Below are 21,461 nucleotides of genomic sequence, written 5' to 3'. Positions count from 1 at the left end.
CCGGCATGATCTTGAACGTAGGGGGAGACTGCCCGCGCGCCGGGGCGGCTACGAGGGGGTGAAGTGATCGATGGACGAGGACAAGGGCGCCACCCGGCGCATCGGCGCCGGGCGCCGGTTGTTGAGCAACCCGGGTCAGGCCCGCGCGGCGCTGCGCGCGGGCCTTCACTCCGTGCCCGCGGTCACCCTCGCCCACCTGTTTCGTCGCATCCCGCCGGTCAGCTCGGCCCCGAGCGCGCCGGCCGAGGCGGCGGCGCGGGCCGGCAACGGCGACGGTTCCCGCCCGGCGATCACCGGCGGGGCGCCGTTCGCTGGGTACACGATCTTGCGCCAGCTGGGCGCCGGGGGCATGGCCGAGGTGTATCTGGCGCTGCATCCCCGGTTGCCCCGTCGTGACGTCATCAAGGTCCTGGCCGAGGCGGTCACGGCCGATCCCGAGTTTCGCGAAAGGTTCAACCGGGAGGCCGATCTCGCCGCGACGCTGTGGCATCCCCACGTCGTAGGCGTGCACGACCGGGGGGAATTCAACGGTCACCTCTGGATTTCCATGGACTACGTCGAGGGCACCGACGCCTCCCGCCTGGTGAAGGAGCGCCACCGCGACGGGATGCCGATCGACGAGGTGCGCGCCATCGTGCACGCCGTCGCGGGCGCACTCGATTACGCCCACGACCGGGGGCTGCTGCACCGTGACGTCAAACCGGCCAACATCCTGCTCACCCACCCCGATGACGGTGACCGCCGAATCCTGTTGGCCGACTTCGGTGTCGCACGCCACCTCGGTGACATCAGCGGGATCACCGAGACCAACGTCGCCGTCGGAACGGTGGCCTACGCCGCGCCGGAACAGTTGACGGGGTCCAACATCGACGGGCGCGCGGACCAATACGCTTTGGCCGCAACGGCTTTTCATCTGCTCACCGGTGCGCCGCCGTTTCAGCATTCGAATCCGATCGCGGTGATCGGCCAGCACCTGCACGAGGAGCCGCCCCGGCTCAGCGATTACCGACCGGAGCTGTCCCACCTCGACGGGGTGTTCGCCAGGGCCCTGGCCAAACACCCCGAAGAACGGTTCGAGCGGTGCCGTGCGTTCGCCGCCGCCGTCTGCGAGCCGTTCGACGACGTCGCCGCAGCCGGCCAGCGCGGGATGTCGCCGGCGGCGCGGCGCGGCGTCGTCGCGACGACGCACCACCGGCTGTCCGCGCGGACACGATGGGCGGTCGGGCTGGTGTGCGCGATGCTCATCGCCGTGGCGGCCACCTGGTCGGCGCTGTACTCATTCGAGCCGGACACGCCGCCGAGCACCCCCGCGCTCGCGTCCAAACCGTCCGTCCCCGCGCCCAGCGCCGCGCCGGCCGGCTCCGGCGGACCCGTGCTCAACGGGACCTACAAGCTGGACTACGACCAGAGCAGGCGCACCACCAACGGCGTCGCGATCCGCCACGACGGCCCGGCCACCGGGTGGTGGGCCTTCCGTTCCGCGTGCACCGCCAACGGATGCGCGGCCACCGCGGGACGGCTGGACAACGCCACCCATCAGACGGCCGCCGGCCAGACGGACACCTTGCGTTTCGTCGGGGGCTACTGGCAGGGCGCCCCGCAACAGGACCGGCTGGGCTGCACCCCGCCCGACGGGCAGACCCAGGCCAGCCAGCAGGAGACCCTGGCGTGGTCGCTGGCGCCGCAGGCCGACGGCAGCCTGCGCGGCACCGTGACCGAGACCGTGCTGACCAACGAGTGCGGCGCGCAGGGCGCGGTGGTGCGGGTGCCCGTGGTGGCCACCCGGGTCGGCGACGTGCCGGCCGGGGTGAACCTGGGCGACCCCGCCCAGGCCGTCAGCGCGTCGACGGCGGCAGCGGCCCCGGCGCCGCCCGTCCTCGGCGCGGTGTGCGGCGACGTCGGCAAGCTGGCCTACGACCCCACCAACAGCGAGCAGATCGTCTGCGAGGGCAACAGCTGGGCCAAGGCCCCGATCACGATGGGCGTGCACGCCGCCGGCAGCTCCTGCGACCGGCCGGGCACCTCGGTGTTCGCCATGACCACCTCGAACGACGGTTATCTGCTGCAGTGCGATCCCGTCACCCGGACCTGGACCCGTCCGGGGGGATAGGCGGCGGAGTTGGCTACCAATAGGTGACTCGCGAACGTGATACCGCCCGCGCTATCACGTTCGACGGTCGTCTTGTCCTTCCGAACCGGTACTCATGTGACGGGTGTGGCTGCCGCGGCCAGCGCCCGACACTTGTCGGTACACGGCTCTACCCTGGTGGCATGGCTTTCGCCACGGAACATCCGGTAGTCGCACATTCGGAATACCGCGCGGTCGACGAGGTCGTGCGGGTCGGCGGCCACTTTGAGGTCGTCAGCCCGTACGCGCCCGCCGGCGACCAGCCGGCCGCCATCGACGAGCTGGAACGCCGCATCAGGGCGGGTGAGCGCGACGTGGTGCTGCTCGGCGCGACCGGCACGGGGAAGTCGGCCACCACCGCCTGGCTCATCGAGCGGCTGCAGCGGCCCACGCTGGTCATGGCGCCGAACAAGACGCTGGCCGCACAGCTGGCCAACGAACTGCGAGAGATGTTGCCGCACAACGCGGTCGAGTACTTCGTGTCGTACTACGACTACTACCAGCCGGAGGCGTACATCGCGCAGACCGACACCTACATCGAGAAGGACAGCTCGATCAACGACGACGTGGAGCGGCTGCGGCACTCCGCGACGTCGTCGCTGCTCTCCCGGCGCGACGTGGTCGTGGTGGCCTCGGTGTCGTGCATCTACGGCCTGGGCACACCGCAGTCGTATCTGGACCGGTCCGTGGAACTCGGCGTGGGCACCGAGGTGCCCCGCGACGCGCTGCTGCGGTTGCTGGTCGACGTGCAGTACACCCGCAACGACCTGTCCTTCACCCGGGGCTCGTTCCGGGTGCGCGGTGACACGGTCGAGATCATCCCGTCCTACGAAGAGCTGGCGGTCCGTATCGAGTTCTTCGGCGACGAGATCGAGGCGCTGTACTACCTGCACCCGCTGACCGGCGACGTGATCCGCCAGGTCGACTCGCTGCGCATCTTCCCGGCCACCCACTACGTCGCCGGTCCGGAGCGGATGGCCCACGCCATCTCGACGATCGAGGAGGAGCTGGCGGAGCGGCTGGCCGAGCTGGAGGGCCAGGGCAAGCTGCTGGAGGCGCAGCGGCTGCGGATGCGCACCAACTACGACATCGAGATGATGCGCCAGGTGGGCTTCTGCTCGGGCATCGAGAACTACTCGCGCCACATCGACGGCCGTGGCCCCGGCTCGCCGCCGGCGACCCTGCTCGACTACTTCCCGGAGGACTTCCTGCTCGTCATCGACGAGTCCCACGTCACGGTGCCGCAGATCGGCGGCATGTACGAGGGCGACATGTCCCGCAAGCGCAACCTGGTCGAATACGGGTTCCGGCTGCCGTCCGCCTGCGACAACCGCCCGCTGACCTGGGAGGAGTTCGCCGACCGGATCGGGCAGACGGTGTACCTGTCGGCCACCCCGGGGCCCTACGAACTCAGCCAGGCCGGCGGCGAGTTCGTCGAGCAGGTCATCCGGCCGACCGGCCTGGTGGACCCGAAAGTCGTGGTCAAGCCGACCAAGGGCCAGATCGACGACCTGATCGGCGAGATCCGCAAGCGCACCGACGCCGACGAGCGGGTGCTGGTCACCACTTTGACCAAGAAGATGGCCGAGGACCTCACCGACTACCTGCTGGAGATGGGCGTTCGGGTGCGCTACCTGCACTCAGAGGTCGACACGCTACGTCGCGTGGAACTGCTCCGCCAGCTACGCCTGGGCGAGTACGACGTGCTCGTCGGCATCAACTTGCTGCGCGAGGGCCTGGACCTTCCGGAGGTGTCGCTGGTGGCGATCCTGGACGCCGACAAGGAGGGCTTCCTGCGGTCCTCGCGCAGCCTGATCCAGACCATCGGCCGCGCCGCCCGCAACGTGTCCGGCGAAGTGCACATGTACGCCGACTCGATCACCGACTCGATGAAGGAGGCGATCGACGAGACCGAACGGCGCCGGGCCAAGCAGATCGCCTACAACGAGGCCCACGGCATCGACCCGCAGCCGCTGCGCAAGAAGATCGCCGACATCCTCGACCAGGTCTATCGCGAGGCAGACGACACGGAAACGGTCGGGATCGGCGGGTCCGGGCGCAACGCCTCCCGGGGCCGGCGCGCCCAGGGCGAACCGGGCCGCGCCGTCAGCGCCGGCGTCTTCGAGGGCCGCGACACGACCAGCATGCCGCGCGCCGAACTGGCCGACCTGATCAAGGACCTGACCGAGCAGATGATGGCCGCCGCGCGTGACTTGCAGTTCGAGCTGGCCGCGCGCTTCCGCGACGAGATCGCCGACCTGAAGAAGGAACTGCGGGGGATGGACGCCGCCGGCCTGAAATGAGTTTGCTGGCAGCACATCTCGGATTGGCGGCCCCGAAGACACCCCATACGGTAGAAGGGTGACCGACACCGTGACCGTCACCGGCGGCTGGAATGAGCTGCTGGGGCCGAGGTATCTGCGGACCTCCATCCTGCTGGCCGGTGGGGTGGCGCTGTATGCCACCAACGAGTTCCTGACCACCAGCTTGTTGCCCAACACCATCGCCGAAATCGGCGGGAGCCGGCTCTACGCCTGGGTGACGACCCTGTACCTGGTCGGGTCGGTGGTGGCGGCGGCAATGGTCAATCCGATGCTGCTGCGTGCCGGGGCGCGGTCGTCCTACCTGACCGGACTGGCCGTGTTCGGGGTGTCCAGCCTGGTTTGCGCGTCGGCGCCGAACATGCAGGTTTTGATAGCTGGGCGCGCCCTGCAGGGGGTGGCCGGTGGTCTGCTGGCCGGCCTCGGCTACGCGGTCATCAATTCCGCCCTGCCGCGTACCCTGTGGACCCGCGGGTCGGCGCTGGTGTCGGCGATGTGGGGCGTGGCCACGGTGGTCGGGCCCACGACGGGCGGCCTGTTCGCCCAGCTCGGCTTGTGGCGATGGGCCTTCGTCGCGATGGCGGCGCTGACCGGCTTGATGGCCATGCTGGTGCCCGTCGCACTGACCCGTTTCACGCCCAGCGCCGCCATGCCGCCGATGAAGGTGCCGGTGCGCTCGCTGCTGCTGATCGGCGCCGCCGCGCTCGCGGTCAGCGTCGCCCAGATCCCGCGCAACACCCTGGCGACGTTCGCGCTGCTCGCCGCCGGCATCGCGCTGGTGGGCGTGTTCGTGGTCGTCGACTGGCGCATGCACACGGCGATCCTGCCGCCCAGCGTGTTCGGCCCCGGGCCGCTGAAGTGGATCTATCTGACCATGGGCGCACTGATGGGCGCCGCGATGGTCAACACCTACGTGCCGCTGTTCGGCCAGCGGCTGGCGCATCTGACCCCGATCGCGGCCGGGTTCCTGGGGGCCACGCTCGCGCTCGGCTGGACGGTCAGCGAGATCCTCAGCGCTTCGCTGGAGAGCCCGCGCACGATCGGGCGGGTGATCGTGGCCGCGCCGATCGTCGCCGCCTCGGGGCTCGCCCTGGCCGCGGTCGCACGGCGCGGCGACGCCTCGCCCTGGACGGCCGCGCTCTGGGCGGTGGCGCTGCTGGTGGCCGGGACCGGGATCGGGATGGCCTGGCCGCATCTGTCGGCGCGCGCGATGGCCTCGGTCGACGACCCCGCCGAAGGGAGCGCCGCCTCGGCGGCGATCAACACCGTGCAGCTGATCTCCGCGGCGATCGCCGCCGGGCTGGCCGGGGTGGTGGTCAACACCGCCAAGGGCGGCGACGGGATGGCGGCGCACTGGCTGTTCACGGTGTTCACCGCCCTGAGCGCCGCCGGTGTCGCGGTGTCCTACGGCGCGACCCGCGGCGTGCGCGAGACGCAGCCGGTCGGCTAGCCAGCTCTGCATACCCGTCAACTACCCGGGAAATGGCGGTTCACGCCGTCGGCAAAGCCGCAAATCAGCGCGTGGACTTCACCACCTGCGAGTAATGGAACTGCCAACGTTCGACAATGTGGAACCCGAGGTAACTCGGGAATCGATAAGCGGGTGCGCGCCCGAAAGCGGGACCCGGCGGCAATGACGGCCCGGATTGGTGGTCGGGCAGCGACGATTCTTTATTGGTGATGGTCCAGATTGCGGGGCATTTGTTGATTTTTGCGGTCGTCAGCCACACGGCGACGTGGCCGTCCCAAAGGGTCCCAACCTTGGGCCCGTACGCCCCGCGCTCGACGTCGATCAGCGACCGGAAGGCCGCCGGCCGGGTGGCCAGCAGGGCGCGGATCGGCCCGGGTCGCCACGGCACGGTGTTGTCCACCATCAGGCAGTCGCCGGGGGCGGCGTGGGAGCCGATCAGGTCGGCCACCTGGCTGTAGTCCCAGCCCTCCTTGGCGTACGGCCAACGCTGGATGAACAGGTAGTTCGGCACCGCGGCAAGGGCGCAGGCCAGCACCACGCCGGTGATCGGCCACGGTCTGCGGGCGAGGGTGACGATGCAGACGGCCAGGACGACGGCCATCGCGGGCGCGGTGAAGATCAGGTAGCGCGGGTAGTAGATCGGCTCGTTGACGGCCGAATAGATCACCACGAGCGCGGTGGGGATGACCAGCCACGCCGCGCAGACGATCAGCAGCGTGCGCACGTCGCCGGCCGGGGGGCGGACCCCGGCCAGCCGGGCCGCGGCCGCCGCCACGATGAGGACGGCGGCGCAGATGGCGAACGGAACGCTGTGGTCGAAATACTGGCGCAGGATGATGTCGAACGCGTAATGCCAGCTGACCGGGTAGATCCAATTCACCTGCCACACCTGGCCATGCGCGAACACGATGAACGGCGTCATGACGGCGACGGCCACGGCGGAACTGATCGCCCACCGAATCACCGGAGCTTTCCGCGCTTTCCGCGGCGCCAGCAGCGGCACCATTACGGCGTAAACGGGCACCAACAGCACCATGTTCAGGTTGAGCAGAATCGAGAGCATCAGCGCCAGCGCATAGCAAACCCACAAGCGCGTGCTGTTGCGCCGGACGGCGGCGACCAGCAATACGGTGAGCCAGATCGCCGCGGCGGCCGCGAAGGCGTACGGTCGCGCCTCCATGCCCGCCCAGGTGGTGCGCGGCAGGATGGCGAACAGCACACCTGCGCAGACCGCGACCGGCCGGGTCGAGAACTGCCGGGTGAACACCGTGACGCCGGCGGCGGCGGCGCCGATCGCCAGGGCGCTGGGCGCCCGCGACCAGAATTCGGTCGGCGGAAACAACGCGAACCACCCGTGCATCACCACGTAGTACAGCCCGTGGACGGCGTCGATGTGGCTCAGCAGGCGCCACAGCTCCGCCAGCGTCCGGCTCGCCGCGGCGGAGATGGTCGCGCCCTCGTCGAACCACAAGGAGGGCCGACAGGCCCAGGCGCCGCTGACCACAGCCGCGAACGCGGCGATCGCCCACGGGTCGGCCAACCGGCCGGCCGGACGCGGGGGCGCCGGCTCCTCGACTCGGTCCGCGACGCGCTGTTCGACGGTGGGCATGGACATGATGATTGTCACTGTAAAGCTGAATCGCGGAGCCGCGTCACGAATCGTGGGCGGCCAATTTGTCCCCGGCGTCCCCAATCCGCGAAAAACCGCGTTATGCAACGCTTTCCGCCCCGGACCCGCACATTTGAATGTTTTGTCACCGGCGATATTGTCCGTTGACGCGGCGTTGCCCCGCAAATTGTGGACACGCCGCGCCACGCGGTGTCGCTAATCTGTTCCCTCTGTAACGGGCAAACGCGATACTGTCTTGGGTTGGCTGACCAACCGAAACTGGGAGGGTAAATGGGCGCCTATCAGACTGTGGTGGTGGGAACCGACGGCTCGGACTCGTCAATGCGTGCGGTGGACAGGGCGGCGCAGATCGCCGGGCCGGACGCCAAGCTCATCGTCGCCTCGGCGTACCTGCCCCAGCATGAGGACACCCGGGCCGCCGACGTGCTGCGCGACGAGAGCTACAAGGTGTCCGGCACCGCGCCGATTTACGCGATCCTGCAGGACGCCAAGGAGCGTGCGCACAAGGCCGGGGCCAAGAACGTCGAGGAGCGCCCGATCGAAGGCGCCCCGGTGGATGCGCTGGTCAAGCTGGCCGAGGACGAGAAGGCCGACCTGCTGGTCGTCGGCAACGTCGGGCTCAGCACGATCGCCGGCCGGCTGCTCGGCTCGGTGCCGGCCAACGTCTCACGCCGTGCCAAGGTCGACGTGCTGATCGTGCACACCACGTCCTAGCTCGAGGCCCGGTGGTGGCGACCCGCGTCGCCCGGCTACGCCGCGCTCGCGATCGCCACTGACCCGGTGGTGGCGACCCGCGTCGCCCGGCTACGCCGCGCTCGCGATCGCCACGGGCCCGGCCTCACCAGCCCCGCTCGCGCCACTCGCCCAGGTGCGGGCGCTCCGCGCCCAGCACCGTGTCGTCGCCGTGGCCGGGGTAGATGACGGTGGAGTCGTCGTACACGTCGAACACCCGGGTGGTGACGTCGTCGAGCAGCTGGGTGAAATCGCCCGCCTGCCAGGTCTTCCCGACGCCGCCCGGGAACAGGCAGTCACCGGTGAACAGCTGGGTGACCCCACCCGTCGCGGGGCCGTCGAGGGCGAGGGCGATCGAGCCGGGCGTGTGTCCGCGCAGGTGGATGACGTCGAACCGCAGCTCGCCGATTTCCACGGTGTCGCCCTGGGTCAGCAAACGGTCCGGTTTGACCGGCAGCCCCTGGGCGTCGATCTCGTTCGCGGCCGTCGGGGCGCCGGTGGCCGCCGCCACGGCCTCCAGCGCCTGCCAGTGGTCGAAGTGCTGATGGCTGGTCACGATCAGCGACAGCTTGGGCGCGTACTCACGGATCAGGCCGACCAGGGTGTCCGCATCGTTGGCGGCGTCGATCAGCAAGGTCTGCCCGGTCGCGGAACATGTCACCAGATACGCGTTGTTGTCCACGGGGCCCACGGATGCCTTTAGGATCGTGGCGCCGGGTAGGGTCCGGCGCGCCGCGGTACCGGGGTCGACGTGTCCGGTGTAGTTGTCGCTCACCTTGTCGGGGGCAGTCATAGCGGCCACGTTACTGGTCAAACGTTGCTTGTCGGTATGGGCACCTAGCATGGAATGCGCCGTGCGCATCAACGGCTGCAGCACCTAAAAGATCCACTGAGAGAGGGCAGCGTGGCTGACCGCCTGATCGTCAAGGGCGCCCGCGAACACAATCTGCGGGGCGTCGACCTCGACCTGCCGCGCGACGCGCTGATCGTCTTCACCGGGCTGTCGGGATCGGGGAAATCGTCGCTGGCGTTCGACACGATTTTCGCCGAGGGGCAGCGCCGGTACGTGGAGTCACTGTCGGCCTATGCCCGCCAGTTCCTCGGGCAGATGGACAAGCCGGACGTCGACTTCATCGAGGGCCTGTCGCCGGCGGTGTCCATCGACCAGAAGTCGACCAACCGCAACCCGCGTTCGACCGTCGGGACCATCACCGAGGTGTACGACTACCTCCGGTTGCTCTACGCGCGCGCCGGCACGCCGCACTGCCCGGTCTGTGGCGAGCGGATCGCCCGTCAGACGCCCCAGCAAATCGTCGACCAGGTGCTGGCGATGCCGGAGGGCACCAGGTTCCTGGTGCTCGCCCCGGTGGTGCGCACGCGCAAGGGCGAGTTCGCCGACCTGTTCGAGAAGCTGAACGCGCAGGGCTACAGCCGGGTGCGGGTCGACGGCGTGGTGCACCCGCTCACCGACCCGCCCAAGCTGAAGAAGCAGGAGAAGCACGACATCGAGGTGGTGGTGGACCGCCTGACCGTCAAGGCCTCGGCCAAGCAGCGGCTCACCGATTCGGTGGAGACCGCGCTGAACCTGGCCGACGGGATCGTGGTGCTGGAGTTCGTCGATCACGAACACGACGCCCACAACCGCGAGCAGCGCTTCTCCGAGAAGCTGGCCTGCCCCAACGGGCACGCGCTGGCGGTCGACGACCTGGAGCCGCGGTCGTTCTCGTTCAACTCGCCCTACGGCGCATGCCCCGAGTGCACCGGCCTGGGCATCCGCAAGGAGGTCGACCCCGACCTGGTGGTGCCCGACCCGGAGCGCACGCTGGCCGAGGGCGCGGTGGCGCCCTGGTCGACCGGTCACACCGCGGAGTACTTCACCCGGATGATGGCCGGACTCGGCGACGAGCTGGGCTTCGACGTCAACACCCCGTGGCGCAAGCTGCCGGCCAAGGCGCGCAAGGCGATTCTCGAGGGCTCCGACCACCAGGTGCACGTGCGCTACCGCAACCGCTACGGCCGAACCCGTTCCTACTACGCCGATTTCGAGGGCGTGCTGGCGTTCCTGCAGCGCAAGATGGCGCAGACCGAATCCGAGCAGATGAAGGAGCGCTACGAGGGCTTCATGCGCGACGTGCCGTGCCCCGAATGCGAGGGGACCCGGCTCAAGCCGGAGATCCTGGCGGTGACGCTGGCCGCGGGGGACAGGGGCGCGAAGTCCATCGCGGAGGTGTCCGAGCTCTCGATCTCGGACTGCGCGGACTTCTTGAACGCGCTCACCCTGGGGCCGCGCGAGCAGGCGATCGCCGGGCAGGTGCTCAAGGAGATCCAGTCGCGGCTGGGCTTTCTGCTCGACGTGGGGCTGGATTACCTGTCGCTGTCGCGCGCGGCGGCCACGCTGTCCGGCGGCGAGGCGCAGCGCATCCGGCTGGCCACCCAGATCGGGTCCGGCCTGGTGGGCGTGCTGTACGTGCTCGACGAGCCGTCCATCGGGCTGCACCAGCGCGACAACCGTCGGCTCATCGAAACCCTCACGCGGCTAAGGGATTTGGGCAACACGCTGATCGTCGTCGAACACGACGAGGACACCATCGCGCACGCCGACTGGATCGTCGACATCGGCCCGCGCGCCGGTGAGCACGGCGGGCGGATCGTGCACAGCGGAACCTACAGCGAGTTGCTGGCCAACACGGAGTCGATCACCGGCGCCTTCCTGTCGGGCAAGGAGTCCATCGCGATGCCGGCCATCCGGCGTCCCGTCGACCGCAAGCGCCAGCTCACGGTCGTCGGCGCCCGCGAGCACAACCTGCGCGGCATCGACGTCTCGTTCCCGCTGGGCGTGCTCACCTCGGTGACCGGGGTGTCCGGCTCCGGCAAGTCGACGCTGGTCAACGACATCCTGGCCACGGTGCTGGCCAACCGGCTGAACGGTGCCCGGCTGGTCCCGGGGCGCCACACCCGGGTGACGGGTCTGGACCACCTGGACAAGCTGGTACGGGTCGACCAGTCGCCGATCGGCCGCACGCCGCGGTCCAACCCGGCCACCTACACCGGAGTATTCGACAAGATCCGCACCCTGTTCGCGGCCACCACCGAGGCCAAAGTCCGTGGCTACCAACCGGGCCGGTTCTCGTTCAACGTCAAGGGCGGTCGCTGCGAGGCCTGCACGGGCGACGGCACCATCAAGATCGAGATGAACTTCCTGCCCGACGTGTACGTGCCCTGCGAGGTCTGCCACGGCGCGCGCTACAACCGCGAAACCCTGGAAGTGCACTACAAGGGCAAGACCATCTCCGAGGTGCTGGACATGTCGATCGAGGAGGCCGCGGAGTTCTTCGAGCCGATCACCGGCATCCACCGCTACCTGCGCACGCTCGTCGACGTCGGCCTGGGCTACGTCCGGCTGGGCCAGCCGGCCCCGACCCTGTCGGGCGGCGAGGCCCAGCGGGTCAAGCTGGCCGCCGAACTGCAGAAGCGCTCGACGGGGCGGACCATCTACATCCTGGACGAGCCCACCACCGGGCTGCACTTCGACGACATCCGCAAGCTGCTGACCGTCATCAACGGCCTGGTCGACAAGGGCAATACGGTCATCGTCATCGAACACAACCTGGACGTCATCAAGACGTCGGACTGGATCGTCGACATGGGGCCCGAGGGCGGCGCCGAGGGCGGAACCGTGGTGGCCGAGGGCGCGCCGGAGGACATCGCCGCGGTGCCCGAGAGCTACACCGGGAAGTTCCTCGCCGAGGTCATCGGCCGCGCCGCGCCGCCGCAGCGGTCCGGCCGGCGGCGCAAAGTCACCGCCTGAGCCCGGCGTCCGTCGCGACACTGAAAGGTCGTACACGACACGCCGAAAAGCACCGCCGCCGTTTATGTTTCGTGGCCGTCGCGCCGCATGGATTCGCGGATCTGGGCCAAGCGCTCGGCGGCCGCGCGTTCGCGTTCCTCGTACTGTTCCTCGACCGTCCGGCCCTGCGCGGACTCGGCATCGAGCTCGGCGGCACCCTCCGCCGTGGCGTAGCGGCCTTCGATCTTCTCCCGGACGGATTCGAAGGTCGGCACGCCGTCGGCGTCGTACCCGGGATCGGGTGGGGTCGGTTCATCGGACATAGCCACGCTCCCGTTCGAAATACCGCACCATCTGCTCCCAGTACAGCAGCGTCAACGCCATCTGCACGGCGATAGCGGCCGCCGCCGGCAGCAGGCGACGGCGGTAAGCGGCGACGACCGCGCCCAGCGCGGCCACCGACGTCAGCGCGCTCACCACCGTGGCCGCATCCCGGGGGCGACGGCTGATCCACAATTCCTCGCCCAGCATGGCCCGGGTGGACCACGCCCGCTCGTGCGCCGGCTTGCCGAAGACGAAGGGGTTGACGGCCAGCCACAGCGCAATCAAGGCCGCGTGGCTCCAGCGCCGCGTCCACGGCGGCACCACGATCAGCGGGGTGCTCGCCCAGCGGGTCCAGGCACTCCACGGATTGCAGTGCCGCGCAAAGATCGCACGCCGAACCCGCGCGACGGACAGCACCGGCGGCTACCGCCGGGCGGGGGAATGGTCGGCCCGGACGACGACCGGGGTGGGCGGCGCGGGCGGGGGAGTGCCGGGCAGCGCGGTCCGCGTGATTCCGGGCGTGCCCAGCCGGCCCGCCAGCCACGGCAGCGCGGCGGTGAACGCCCGGTCCGCGAACGGCCAATCGTGCTTGCCGGGCTGGGGCACCACCGCGCAGTCGATCCCGTTCGCCCGCCCGAGCGCACACAGCGAATAGGCGGCCGCCGTCTGGTTGCCGGGGTCGGCGGCGGCCTCCCGGCCGGCGAGACGGATCGCGCCGATGTCGGCGCCGGGCAGGTCGCGGCGCGGCGCCGGCGGCCCCTCGGAGGAAATCGCGAACCAGCCGGCCACATCGCTGTACGGACCGTGCCGGCTGATCACCGTGGTCGGGTCGAAGGCCGCCCACGCGTCGGCGTTTCCGCCGAAGAGCCGGGCGATGCTCTGGGCCTTGTTCCCGGCATTCGGGAAGAAGTCGCCGGCGACGTCGACGAAAGCGCTGAACATGTCGGGGTGCATGACGGTCAGGTCAAGGGCGCAGGTTCCGCCCATCGACCAACCGGCGATGCCCCAATGGGTCCGGTCACGGCTGACGCCGAATTTGGAAACCATATACGGCACAACGTCTTTGGTCAGATGGTCGGCGGCGTTGCCGCGGACGCCGTTGACGCATTCGGTGTCGTTGTTGAAGGCGCCACCCGAGTCGACGAACACCAGGACCGGCGCCTTGCCGTCGTGGGCGGACGCGAAGTCGTCGATCGTCTTCACGGCGTTGCCCGCGCGCATCCAGTCGGCGGGGGTGTTGAACTGGCCGCCGATCATCATGACCGTGGGCAGCGCCGGCGGCGGGCTGCTGGTGAACCATTCGGGCGGCAGGTAGACCAACTCGCCGCGGTGTTTGAAATGGGATGCGTCGGAAGGGATCACGACGGGCACCACGCTGCCGTGCGACGGTCGGGCCCGTTTGGCGGCCATGGCGGTGACGGTGGCCGGGTCCGTCTGATCGGGCAGCGGTCCGGAGGTGACCTGGTTCCACGCCGCCTGCACGGTGGGGAAGTAGCCGACCCACAGGTTGAGCACCAGCGCGGCGCACAGCGCGCACAACGGGACGGCCAGCAGCCCGGCCCCGCGCCGCCAGCTCGCAGCGCCGCGCCACCCCAGGACCAGGACCGCGACGGCCGCACCGGTCAACGTGATCCACAGCCACAGCGAGGGCGGCGCGGGATCGTCGGACAAGCCGCGGTCCACGACGTACCAGTGCGCCAGGTAGGCGACGACGGCACCGGCCAGCGCAGCCGCCGGCAACCACACCGTCCGCCACCGCCGGGTCCGCCAGCCGACGGCCAGCGTCAGCACCACCGCGGTCACCACCTGGATCGTGGTGGGCAGCCAGCCGTGCATGAGGGACGTGTGACTACTTGCCAGCAACTGCGTCGTGGGGTCGGTCGTCGGCGCGGTCACGGCATTCATTGTGAGGCATCGTTAACCGGCCCGGAACACGTTCACCCAATGTTCTCCGTGGACACGGCGCGCGCCCGGGGCCGGCTAGTGGGGCTTGGCCAGCGGGAATGGCAGCGTCTCGCGGATGCTGCGGCCGGTGATGAGCATGACGACCCGATCGATGCCCATCCCGAGCCCGCCGGTGGGCGGCATCGCGTACTCCATGGCTTGCAGAAAATCCTCGTCGAGCTCCATCGCCTCGGGGTCGCCGCCGGCGGCCAGCAGCGACTGCTCCTGCAGGCGGCGCCGTTGCTCCACCGGATCGGTGAGCTCGCTGTAGGCGGTTCCCAGCTCGATCCCCCAAGCCACCAGGTCCCACCGCTCGGCCACGCCGCGCCGGCTGCGATGCGGACGGGTCAGCGGCGAAACGGACGTGGGGAAGTCGATGTAGAACGTCGGCCGCTCGGTCCGGTCCTCGACCAGGTGCTCGTACAGCTCCAGCACCACGGCGCCGGCGTCCCACTGCGCCCGATACGGGATGTGGGCGGCGTCGGAGAGCTTGCGCAACACGGGCAACGGGGTGTCGGGATCGATGTGCTCCCCGAGGGCTTCGGACACCGCGTCGTGCACGGTCTTCACCGGCCAGTCGCCGGAGATGTCGACCGGGCTGAGGTGGCCGCCGTCGGTGCGGGGCCGCAGCACCACCTGCTCACCGTGGGCGGCCTGCGCGGCGTTTTGGATGAGCTCCCGGCAGCCGTCGATCCAGACCATGTAGTCGGCGTGCGCCTGGTAGGCCTCCAGCAGCGTGAACTCCGGGTTGTGGCTGAAGTCGACGCCTTCGTTGCGGAAGGCCCGGCCCAGCTCGAACACCCGCTCCACGCCCCCGACGCACAACCGCTTCAGGTACAGCTCCGGAGCGATGCGCAGGAACAGGTCCATGTCGTAGGTGTTGATGTGGGTGACGAATGGCCGGGCGGTCGCCCCGCCGTGGATCTGCTGCAGGATCGGCGTCTCGACCTCGATGAACCCCTTGGCGAACAGCGTTTCGCGGACCGACCGCAGGACGCTGCTGCGGGCGGTGATCAGCTCGTGGGACTCGGGGTTGACCGCCAGGTCGACATAGCGCGTCCGCACCCGCGCCTCCGGGTCGGTCAGTCCCTTCCACTTGTTCGGCAGCGGCCGCAGGCACTTGCCGATCATCCGCCAGTCGCGCACGATCAGCGAGCGGGTGCCGTTCTTGGAAAACCCCATGTGCCCGGTCATCTCGACGAGGTCACCCAGGTCGATGGCCGCGGTGAAATCCGCGGTGCGGCAATGCTCCAGACGTGAATTGTCAAGCAGCACCTGCAATTCGCCCGACCAGTCCCGCAGCTGCGCGAACAACACCCCGCCGTAGTCGCGGATCCGCAGGATCCGGCCCGATACCGAGATGGTTTCCTGGTCGTCGGCCTCCAGCGCCCGGGCGATGGTGTGGCTGGGCGGCGACCCCACCGGGTAGGCATCGATGCCCTTGCGCCGCAGCACTTTCAGCTTGGCCAGCCGCACCCGCACCTGTTCGGGCAGCCGGGCTCTCGACTCTTCGAGCTCCGCGGCGTCGCGTCGCTGTTGCAACTCGCTCACGTCCGGCGCCGAGCCGTCGTGGTGCAGCAGGCCCGACTCCGCCAGCCTGGGCGGCACGGCGGGGTGGTGGCCGGTGTGCACCCGGTCGCGGCGGGTGAACGGCAATACCAGGAAGCCCTCCGCGATCACGGAGGCGACCCCGACCCGGGGGATCAGTCGCGCGTCCTCGTAGCAGGCGTAGCGCGGAACCCATTCGGGTTGGTACTTCATGTTCGAGCGGTACAGCGTCTCCAGCTGCCACCACCGCGAGAAGAACAACAGCAGCCCGCGCCACAACCGGGCAACCGGTCCGGCGCCGAGCTGGGCGCCCTGCTCGAAGGCCGAGCGGAACATCGCGAAGTTCAGCGAAATGCGGCTGATCCCCAGCTTTTCGGCGGTCAGGGCGAGCTCGCTGACCATGAGCTCGATGGTGCCGTTGGGCGATTGCGGGGAGCGGCGCATCAAATCCAGGGAGACGCCGGTGGTTCCCCAGGGGACCAGCGACAGCATCGCCACCACGGTGCCCTCGCGGTCCATCGCCTCGACCAGCAGGCAATCCCCGTCCGCGGGATCGCCGAGCCGGCCCAGCGCCATGGAGAAGCCGCGCTCGGTCTGGGTGTCGCGCCAGGCGTCGGCGCGGGTGGTCGTCTGGGCCATCTCCTCGGCCGAGATGTCCCGGTGTCGCCGGATGCGCACGGTCAGCCCGGCCCGCCGGGCCCGGGTCACGGCCTGGCGCACGGCGCGCATGTCGGGCCCGGACAGCCGGAAGTCCGCGGTCCGCAGAATCGCCTCGTCGCCCAGCTCGAGCGCGTTCAGCCCGGCCTCCCGATACACCCGCGCTCCCTGCGTGCTGGCGCCCATGACGCCCGGCGCCCAGCCGTAGGTCTGGCACAACGCCAGCCAGGCGTCGATGGCCTGCGGCCACGCCCGGGGGTCACCGATCGGGTCGCCGCTGGCCAGGCACACCCCGACCTCGACGCGGTAGGTGATGGCGGCGCGCCCGCTGCGCGCGAACACCACCGACTTGTCGCGCCGCGTCGCGAAGTAGCCGAGCGAGTCGTTCTTGCCGTACAGCTCGAGGAGCCCGCGGATGGCCGACTCGTCCTCACCCGTGAGCGCGTTTTCCGCGCGCTGGGACTGGAACAGCACGATGGTCGCCATGATCAGCGCCAGCGCGCCGAAAAGGCCGAAGATCGCGTTGAGGAACACGTGCGGCCTGCCGGTGAACAGGTCCGGGTCGGCCAGGGCGAACCCGACCACCCGGTTGGCCACATAGGGCAGGCGGTCCTGGCGGGTCAGCGTCCCCGGCCACAGCTCCACCAGGCCCCAGGACACCAGGATGCCGATCACGTCCCCGGCGACCAGCACCGCGGCGGCTTTGACCAGCGCGCCTTTGCGGACCTTGGCCCAGAATTCCCGGTAGGCCAGCACCAGCAGGACGATCGCGACGATGTGCACCGCGAATCCGAGGTTCTCCCCGAAGGTCTCGGCCGCGGTGTTGTCCCCGGCGGCCATGTCGGCGGCGTTGACCCCCGCGGCCAGGATCATCTGGCCGAGCAAAAGCAGCCAGGCGACCCGCTTGCGCGCGCTCAGGGCCGCCGCCAGCAACGCCAGCACGAACGACCACGCGATGCTGGTGTCGGGGAAGTTGAACAGGTAGCTGTTGATGAACTCGCGGGGGACCTTGATCAGAAACCGGATCAGCGGGGACACGCTCGCCAGCAACGACACCGTGGCGATGACGCCCACGATCCACCCGGCCGCCGCCGGTACCCAGCGATACCGGGACTGCGACCGGCCGCGGGGTCCCGAACGCGACCCCGAACGAGAGGAAGCGAGTGTCACAGACCGCGAGGATATGCCCTCAGTCCGTGAAAAGCTTGGCGAAGCGCTAAGAGCGGCGAGCAATAATTCGCCCGGTGGCGGGCGTGGGCCGGCGCCGGACGAACGAGGGCGGGGGCTAAGTACGAAAAGCCGCCCCGTGGCTGCTAAACTGACGTCCGCGACCATCCCGGCGAAGGCCAGGAACAGTTAAGTGGAGTCCCACTCCCACCGCGGGCCACGAATTTCTTCAAGGCTTTGCGGTCCGGTCACAGACATCGCGTATGTCTGTTCCGCGAGCGACGCGGGCGGCTTGACCAATGGCAGGCCGTGATCGGTCGGCATTGGGCCCTGCTACGTGCAGGGCTTTTCTGCTGGTGGTGTGGTGTTTCCGCCGCTGCATTCCGAATCGGATCCAGGCGCTGGCCGTGATGGCACGACACGTATAAGCCCAACAAGGGAGGCCCCATCAGCACTGAGACCCGCGTCAACGAGCGCATCCGCGTACCTGAAGTCAGACTGATCGGCCCCGGGGGAGAGCAGGTAGGCATAGTGCGCATCGAAGACGCACTGCGCGTCGCCGCGGACGCCGATCTCGACCTTGTCGAAGTCGCCCCCAACGCCAGACCCCCGGTCTGCAAGATCATGGACTACGGCAAGTTCAAATACGAGGCGGCGCAAAAGGCGCGCGAATCCCGCCGCAACCAGCAGCAGACCGTCGTCAAAGAGCAGAAGCTACGACCGAAGATCGACGATCACGATTACGAGACCAAGAAGGGTCACGTGATCCGCTTCCTGGAGGCGGGTTCGAAGGTGAAGGTCACCATCATGTTCCGCGGACGCGAGCAGTCGCGGCCCGAACTGGGCTACCGCCTGTTGCAGCGGCTGGGCGCCGACGTGGCCGAATACGGCTTTGTCGAAACGTCCGCCAAGCAGGACGGCCGCAACATGACGATGGTGCTGGCCCCGCACCGCGGCGCGAAGACCCGCGCCAGGGCGCGGCACCCCGAGGGACCCGGGGACGGCACGGCGCCGGACACCGACGCCTCCGCCGACACCACCCCTTCACCCAACTGACCGGCACGACACAGAACTGATGAAGCAGAAGTAGAGGAAACATGCCCAAGGCCAAGACCCACAGCGGGGCTTCGAAGCGGTTCCGGCGCACCGGAACCGGCAAGATCGTCCGCCAGAAAGCCAATCGCCGGCACCTGTTGGAGCACAAGCCGTCCACCCGGACCCGTCGTCTCGAAGGCCGCACCACCGTGGCGGCCAACGACACCAAGCGGGTCAACGCGCTGCTGAACGGCTGACCATCGCGCCGGACCCGGCGCCCCACCATTTTCTTTTCAACGAGAGTAGGAACCCCCCATGGCACGCGTGAAGCGGGCGGTCAACGCCCAGAAGAAGAGGCGCAGCATTCTCAAGGCCTCGAAGGGCTACCGCGGCCAGCGATCGCGGCTGTACCGCAAAGCCAAAGAGCAGCAGCTGCATTCGCTGAACTACGCCTACCGCGACCGTCGCGCGCGTAAGGGCGAGTTCCGCAAGCTGTGGATCTCGCGGATCAACGCGGCGGCACGCGCCAACGACATCACCTACAACCGGCTGATCCAGGGGCTCAAGGCCGCGGGCGTCGAGGTGGACCGCAAGAACCTCGCCGACATCGCGATCTCCGATCCCGCGGCGTTCACGGCGCTGGTCGACGTCGCCCGGGCGGCGCTGCCCGAGGACGTCAACGCCCCGTCGGATTCCGGAGAGGCCGCCTAGCCCCTGCTGACCGAACGTTCGGCCCGGGTCGCCGCGGCGGTAAAACTGCATCGCCACGTCGGCCGCCGCCGCGCGGGGCGGTTCCTCGCCGAAGGCCCCAACCTGGTCGAGGCTGCCGCCGCCCGCGGCCTCGTTCGCGACGTCTTCGTCACCGAAGCCGCCGGGCAGCGGTATGCCTCCTTGCTCGGCGGGCAGCAGGCGCCGGTCCATCTGGTCAGTGAGCGGGCCGCGAAGGCGCTGTCGGACACCGTCGCCCCCGCCGGGCTGGTGGCGGTCTGCGAGATGCCGGCGCCGCGGCTGGCGGACGTGCTGGCCGGTTCGCCACGGCTGATCGCCGTCGCCGTCGAGATCGGTGAGCCGGGTAACGCGGGCACGCTCATTCGCATCGCCGACGCCATGGGCGCGCGGGGCGTGATCCTCGGCGGCCACAGTGTGGACCCGTACAACGGCAAGTGCCTGCGCGCCTCGACCGGCAGCATCTTCTCGATCCCGGTGGTCGAGGAGCCGGACACGCCCGCCGCGCTGCGAGCCGTGCGCGATGCGGGGCTGCAGGTGCTGGCCAGCACCGTGGACGGCGAGACGCGCCTCGACGAGGCCGGCGGGCTGCTCGGGAAGCCGACGGCATGGTTGTTCGGGCCTGAATCACGGGGGCTGCCAACCGAAATCGCGGCGGCGGCCGACCATCGCATGCGCATCCCGATGTCCGGCGGCGCGGAGAGCCTGAACGTGGCCTCCGCCGCGGCCATCTGCCTCTACCAGAGCGCCGCGGCGCTGGGCGTGTTCAAGCGGCCCTGACTCGCCCCCGGGCGGGGCGCAGGCCCGCCAGCGACAGCGTCCCGTGCACCAGCGAGCCGGCGCGCTCCATCAGCGCCTTGGCCGGGTCGAGAGCCGAGCGGGGAGCGAGGCGGGAACGGGGAGGGAAATAGTGCATGGGCAGCCCGCGGCGGTCGCGGGGCGGTGCCATGAACGTCGGCGCCTCCACCAACGGCGCGTCGCTGGGCAGCCGTCCCTCGGCGCGGCGGTAGGCGGCCAGCGCGCGCGGGTGCAGCCGGATCTCGTCGGGCACCGCCAGGAAGGCCAGTTCCACGAGCTTGCCGAACAGGCGCAGCAACACCTCGTCGCCCGGCGTCCAGCGCATGCCCGCCTTCTCGCGGACCGCCGGCTCGAACAGGCCCGCGGCGATCCAGCGCTGGCCGGCGACCAGCGGCTTGAACATCTGGTCCCAGACCGGCGTGGGCATCAGCACGAACCTGGGCTTGGGGATCCGGATCTGGAAGATGTCCAGGGTCGCCTGGTTGATCTCCAGTTGCTCGCGGCAGACCCGGTCCCAATAGTCGCAGAACTCCTCCCAGGAGCCGGGCACCGGCCGCATGCTCATCCCGTACATCCGGTACCACCGCACGTGCTCGTCGAACAGCTGCCGCTTCTCGGCCTCGGTCAGGCCGCCGCAGAAGTACTCGGCCACCTTGATCACCAGCATGAAGAAGGTGGCGTGCGCCCAGTAGAACGTTTCGGGATTCAGCGCGTGGTAGCGGCGCCCGGATGCGTCGATGCCCTTGATGGTGTGGTGGTAACTGGTGATCTGCCGCCCGGTCGACGCGGCCCGGTCACCGTCGTAGACGACGCCCATGATCGGGTACACCGAGCGGGCCACCCGCTGCAGGGGCTCGCGCAGCAGGATCGAATGCTCTTCGACGCCCGCTCCCAGCTCCGGATACATGTTCTGGATCGCGCCGATCCAGACGCCCATCATTCCGGTGCGCAGATCGCCGAAGTACTTCCAGGTCAGGGAATCTGGCCCGAGCGGATCGTCGGATTTCGCTGGAGTGACAGTCATCTCGGCCTCCTGCGCTCACGATAACTTTGACAACGTGCGTTGTCTACGATTTCGGGCCCGCGCGCCGGTGGGTGTTATCGAGCGTGAACACCGGTGTGGCGCCCCCGTGATCAGGCGATACGTGCGAGCTCCGACACACAGCGGGTGGCCTTCATTGCCCGCCTCCGGC

The 21,461-nt window shown here is 69.4% G+C and carries 16 protein-coding genes; 9 read left to right on the top strand and 7 right to left on the bottom strand.

Annotated features, from left to right (window positions below; genetic code table 11):
• Positions 1-70: 70 nt before the first annotated feature.
• From U8D42_RS10720 to U8D42_RS10710, 3 genes are all read left to right on the top strand, one after another.
• Positions 71-2,110: a serine/threonine-protein kinase gene (locus U8D42_RS10720; protein ID WP_322861089.1), complete on the top strand. Its 2,040-nt coding sequence runs from the start codon at positions 71-73 to the stop codon at positions 2,108-2,110.
• 161 nt (positions 2,111-2,271) lie between these two features.
• Positions 2,272-4,431, top strand: coding sequence for an excinuclease ABC subunit UvrB (gene uvrB / locus U8D42_RS10715; RefSeq protein ID WP_322861090.1), 2,160 nt, complete (start codon positions 2,272-2,274; stop codon positions 4,429-4,431).
• Positions 4,432-4,489: 58 nt separating this feature from the next.
• On the top strand, positions 4,490-5,899 hold the full coding sequence (locus U8D42_RS10710; protein ID WP_322861091.1) for an MFS transporter: 1,410 nt from the start codon (positions 4,490-4,492) through the stop codon (positions 5,897-5,899).
• A 64-nt stretch (positions 5,900-5,963) separates the two neighbouring features.
• Here the strand turns inward: U8D42_RS10710 and U8D42_RS10705 are convergent, their stop codons facing one another.
• A complete protein-coding gene (locus U8D42_RS10705; protein WP_322861092.1) occupies positions 5,964-7,535 on the bottom strand; it encodes a glycosyltransferase family 39 protein in 1,572 nt (523 codons plus the stop codon).
• 285 nt (positions 7,536-7,820) lie between these two features.
• Here U8D42_RS10705 and U8D42_RS10700 point away from each other — a divergent pair, with 285 nt between their 5' ends.
• Entirely contained in the window at positions 7,821-8,264 is a 444-nt protein-coding gene (locus U8D42_RS10700; RefSeq protein WP_085238589.1) for a universal stress protein, read from the top strand.
• A 124-nt stretch (positions 8,265-8,388) separates the two neighbouring features.
• On the opposite strand, the gene U8D42_RS10695 is transcribed toward U8D42_RS10700, so the two are convergent.
• Positions 8,389-9,075, bottom strand: a complete 687-nt coding sequence (locus tag U8D42_RS10695) for an MBL fold metallo-hydrolase (protein WP_322861093.1) — start codon at positions 9,073-9,075, stop codon at positions 8,389-8,391.
• Positions 9,076-9,186: 111 nt separating this feature from the next.
• On the opposite strand from U8D42_RS10695, the gene uvrA reads away from it, so the two are divergent.
• Positions 9,187-12,090 (top strand): excinuclease ABC subunit UvrA, encoded by a 2,904-nt coding sequence (gene uvrA / locus U8D42_RS10690; protein WP_322861094.1) that lies wholly within the window; start codon positions 9,187-9,189, stop codon positions 12,088-12,090.
• Between the two features lie 62 nt (positions 12,091-12,152).
• On the opposite strand, the gene U8D42_RS10685 is transcribed toward uvrA, so the two are convergent.
• The 4 genes from U8D42_RS10685 to lysX form a co-directional block, all read right to left on the bottom strand.
• Positions 12,153-12,392, bottom strand: a complete 240-nt coding sequence (locus tag U8D42_RS10685) for a hypothetical protein (protein WP_322861095.1) — start codon at positions 12,390-12,392, stop codon at positions 12,153-12,155.
• A complete protein-coding gene (locus U8D42_RS10680) occupies positions 12,382-12,810 on the bottom strand; it encodes a DUF6653 family protein (RefSeq protein WP_322861096.1) in 429 nt (142 codons plus the stop codon). The genes U8D42_RS10685 and U8D42_RS10680 overlap by 11 nt, the downstream gene beginning before the upstream one ends.
• A gap of 6 nt (positions 12,811-12,816) precedes the next feature.
• Complete coding sequence (locus U8D42_RS10675) at positions 12,817-14,298, bottom strand: alpha/beta hydrolase (protein WP_322861097.1); 1,482 nt, start codon at positions 14,296-14,298, stop codon at positions 12,817-12,819.
• Positions 14,299-14,373: 75 nt separating this feature from the next.
• Positions 14,374-17,727, bottom strand: a complete 3,354-nt coding sequence (gene lysX / locus U8D42_RS10670) for a bifunctional lysylphosphatidylglycerol synthetase/lysine--tRNA ligase LysX (protein WP_431523868.1) — start codon at positions 17,725-17,727, stop codon at positions 14,374-14,376.
• 429 nt (positions 17,728-18,156) lie between these two features.
• On the opposite strand from lysX, the gene infC reads away from it, so the two are divergent.
• From infC to U8D42_RS10650, 4 genes are read left to right on the top strand one after another with little or no spacing between them, the layout of a single operon-like run.
• On the top strand, positions 18,157-18,765 hold the full coding sequence (infC, locus tag U8D42_RS10665; protein ID WP_085238593.1) for a translation initiation factor IF-3: 609 nt from the start codon (positions 18,157-18,159) through the stop codon (positions 18,763-18,765).
• A gap of 41 nt (positions 18,766-18,806) precedes the next feature.
• Entirely contained in the window at positions 18,807-19,001 is a 195-nt protein-coding gene (rpmI, locus tag U8D42_RS10660; protein WP_085238594.1) for a 50S ribosomal protein L35, read from the top strand.
• Between the two features lie 58 nt (positions 19,002-19,059).
• Complete coding sequence (rplT, locus tag U8D42_RS10655; RefSeq protein ID WP_085238595.1) at positions 19,060-19,455, top strand: 50S ribosomal protein L20; 396 nt, start codon at positions 19,060-19,062, stop codon at positions 19,453-19,455.
• Between the two features lie 3 nt (positions 19,456-19,458).
• The gene (locus tag U8D42_RS10650) at positions 19,459-20,250 is read left to right on the top strand and encodes a TrmH family RNA methyltransferase (RefSeq protein ID WP_322861126.1); all 792 of its coding nucleotides are present in this window, start codon (positions 19,459-19,461) and stop codon (positions 20,248-20,250) included.
• Here the strand turns inward: U8D42_RS10650 and U8D42_RS10645 are convergent.
• Entirely contained in the window at positions 20,237-21,292 is a 1,056-nt protein-coding gene (locus U8D42_RS10645; RefSeq protein ID WP_322861099.1) for an oxygenase MpaB family protein, read from the bottom strand. The two genes, U8D42_RS10650 and U8D42_RS10645, sit on opposite strands and share 14 nt — an antisense overlap.
• Positions 21,293-21,461: the final 169 nt, after the last annotated feature.

The sequence above is a fragment of the Mycobacterium europaeum genome, from assembly GCF_034555895.2.
GTDB classification, from domain to species: domain Bacteria; phylum Actinomycetota; class Actinomycetes; order Mycobacteriales; family Mycobacteriaceae; genus Mycobacterium; species Mycobacterium europaeum.
This window is presented reverse-complemented; position numbering and strand designations above follow the sequence as displayed.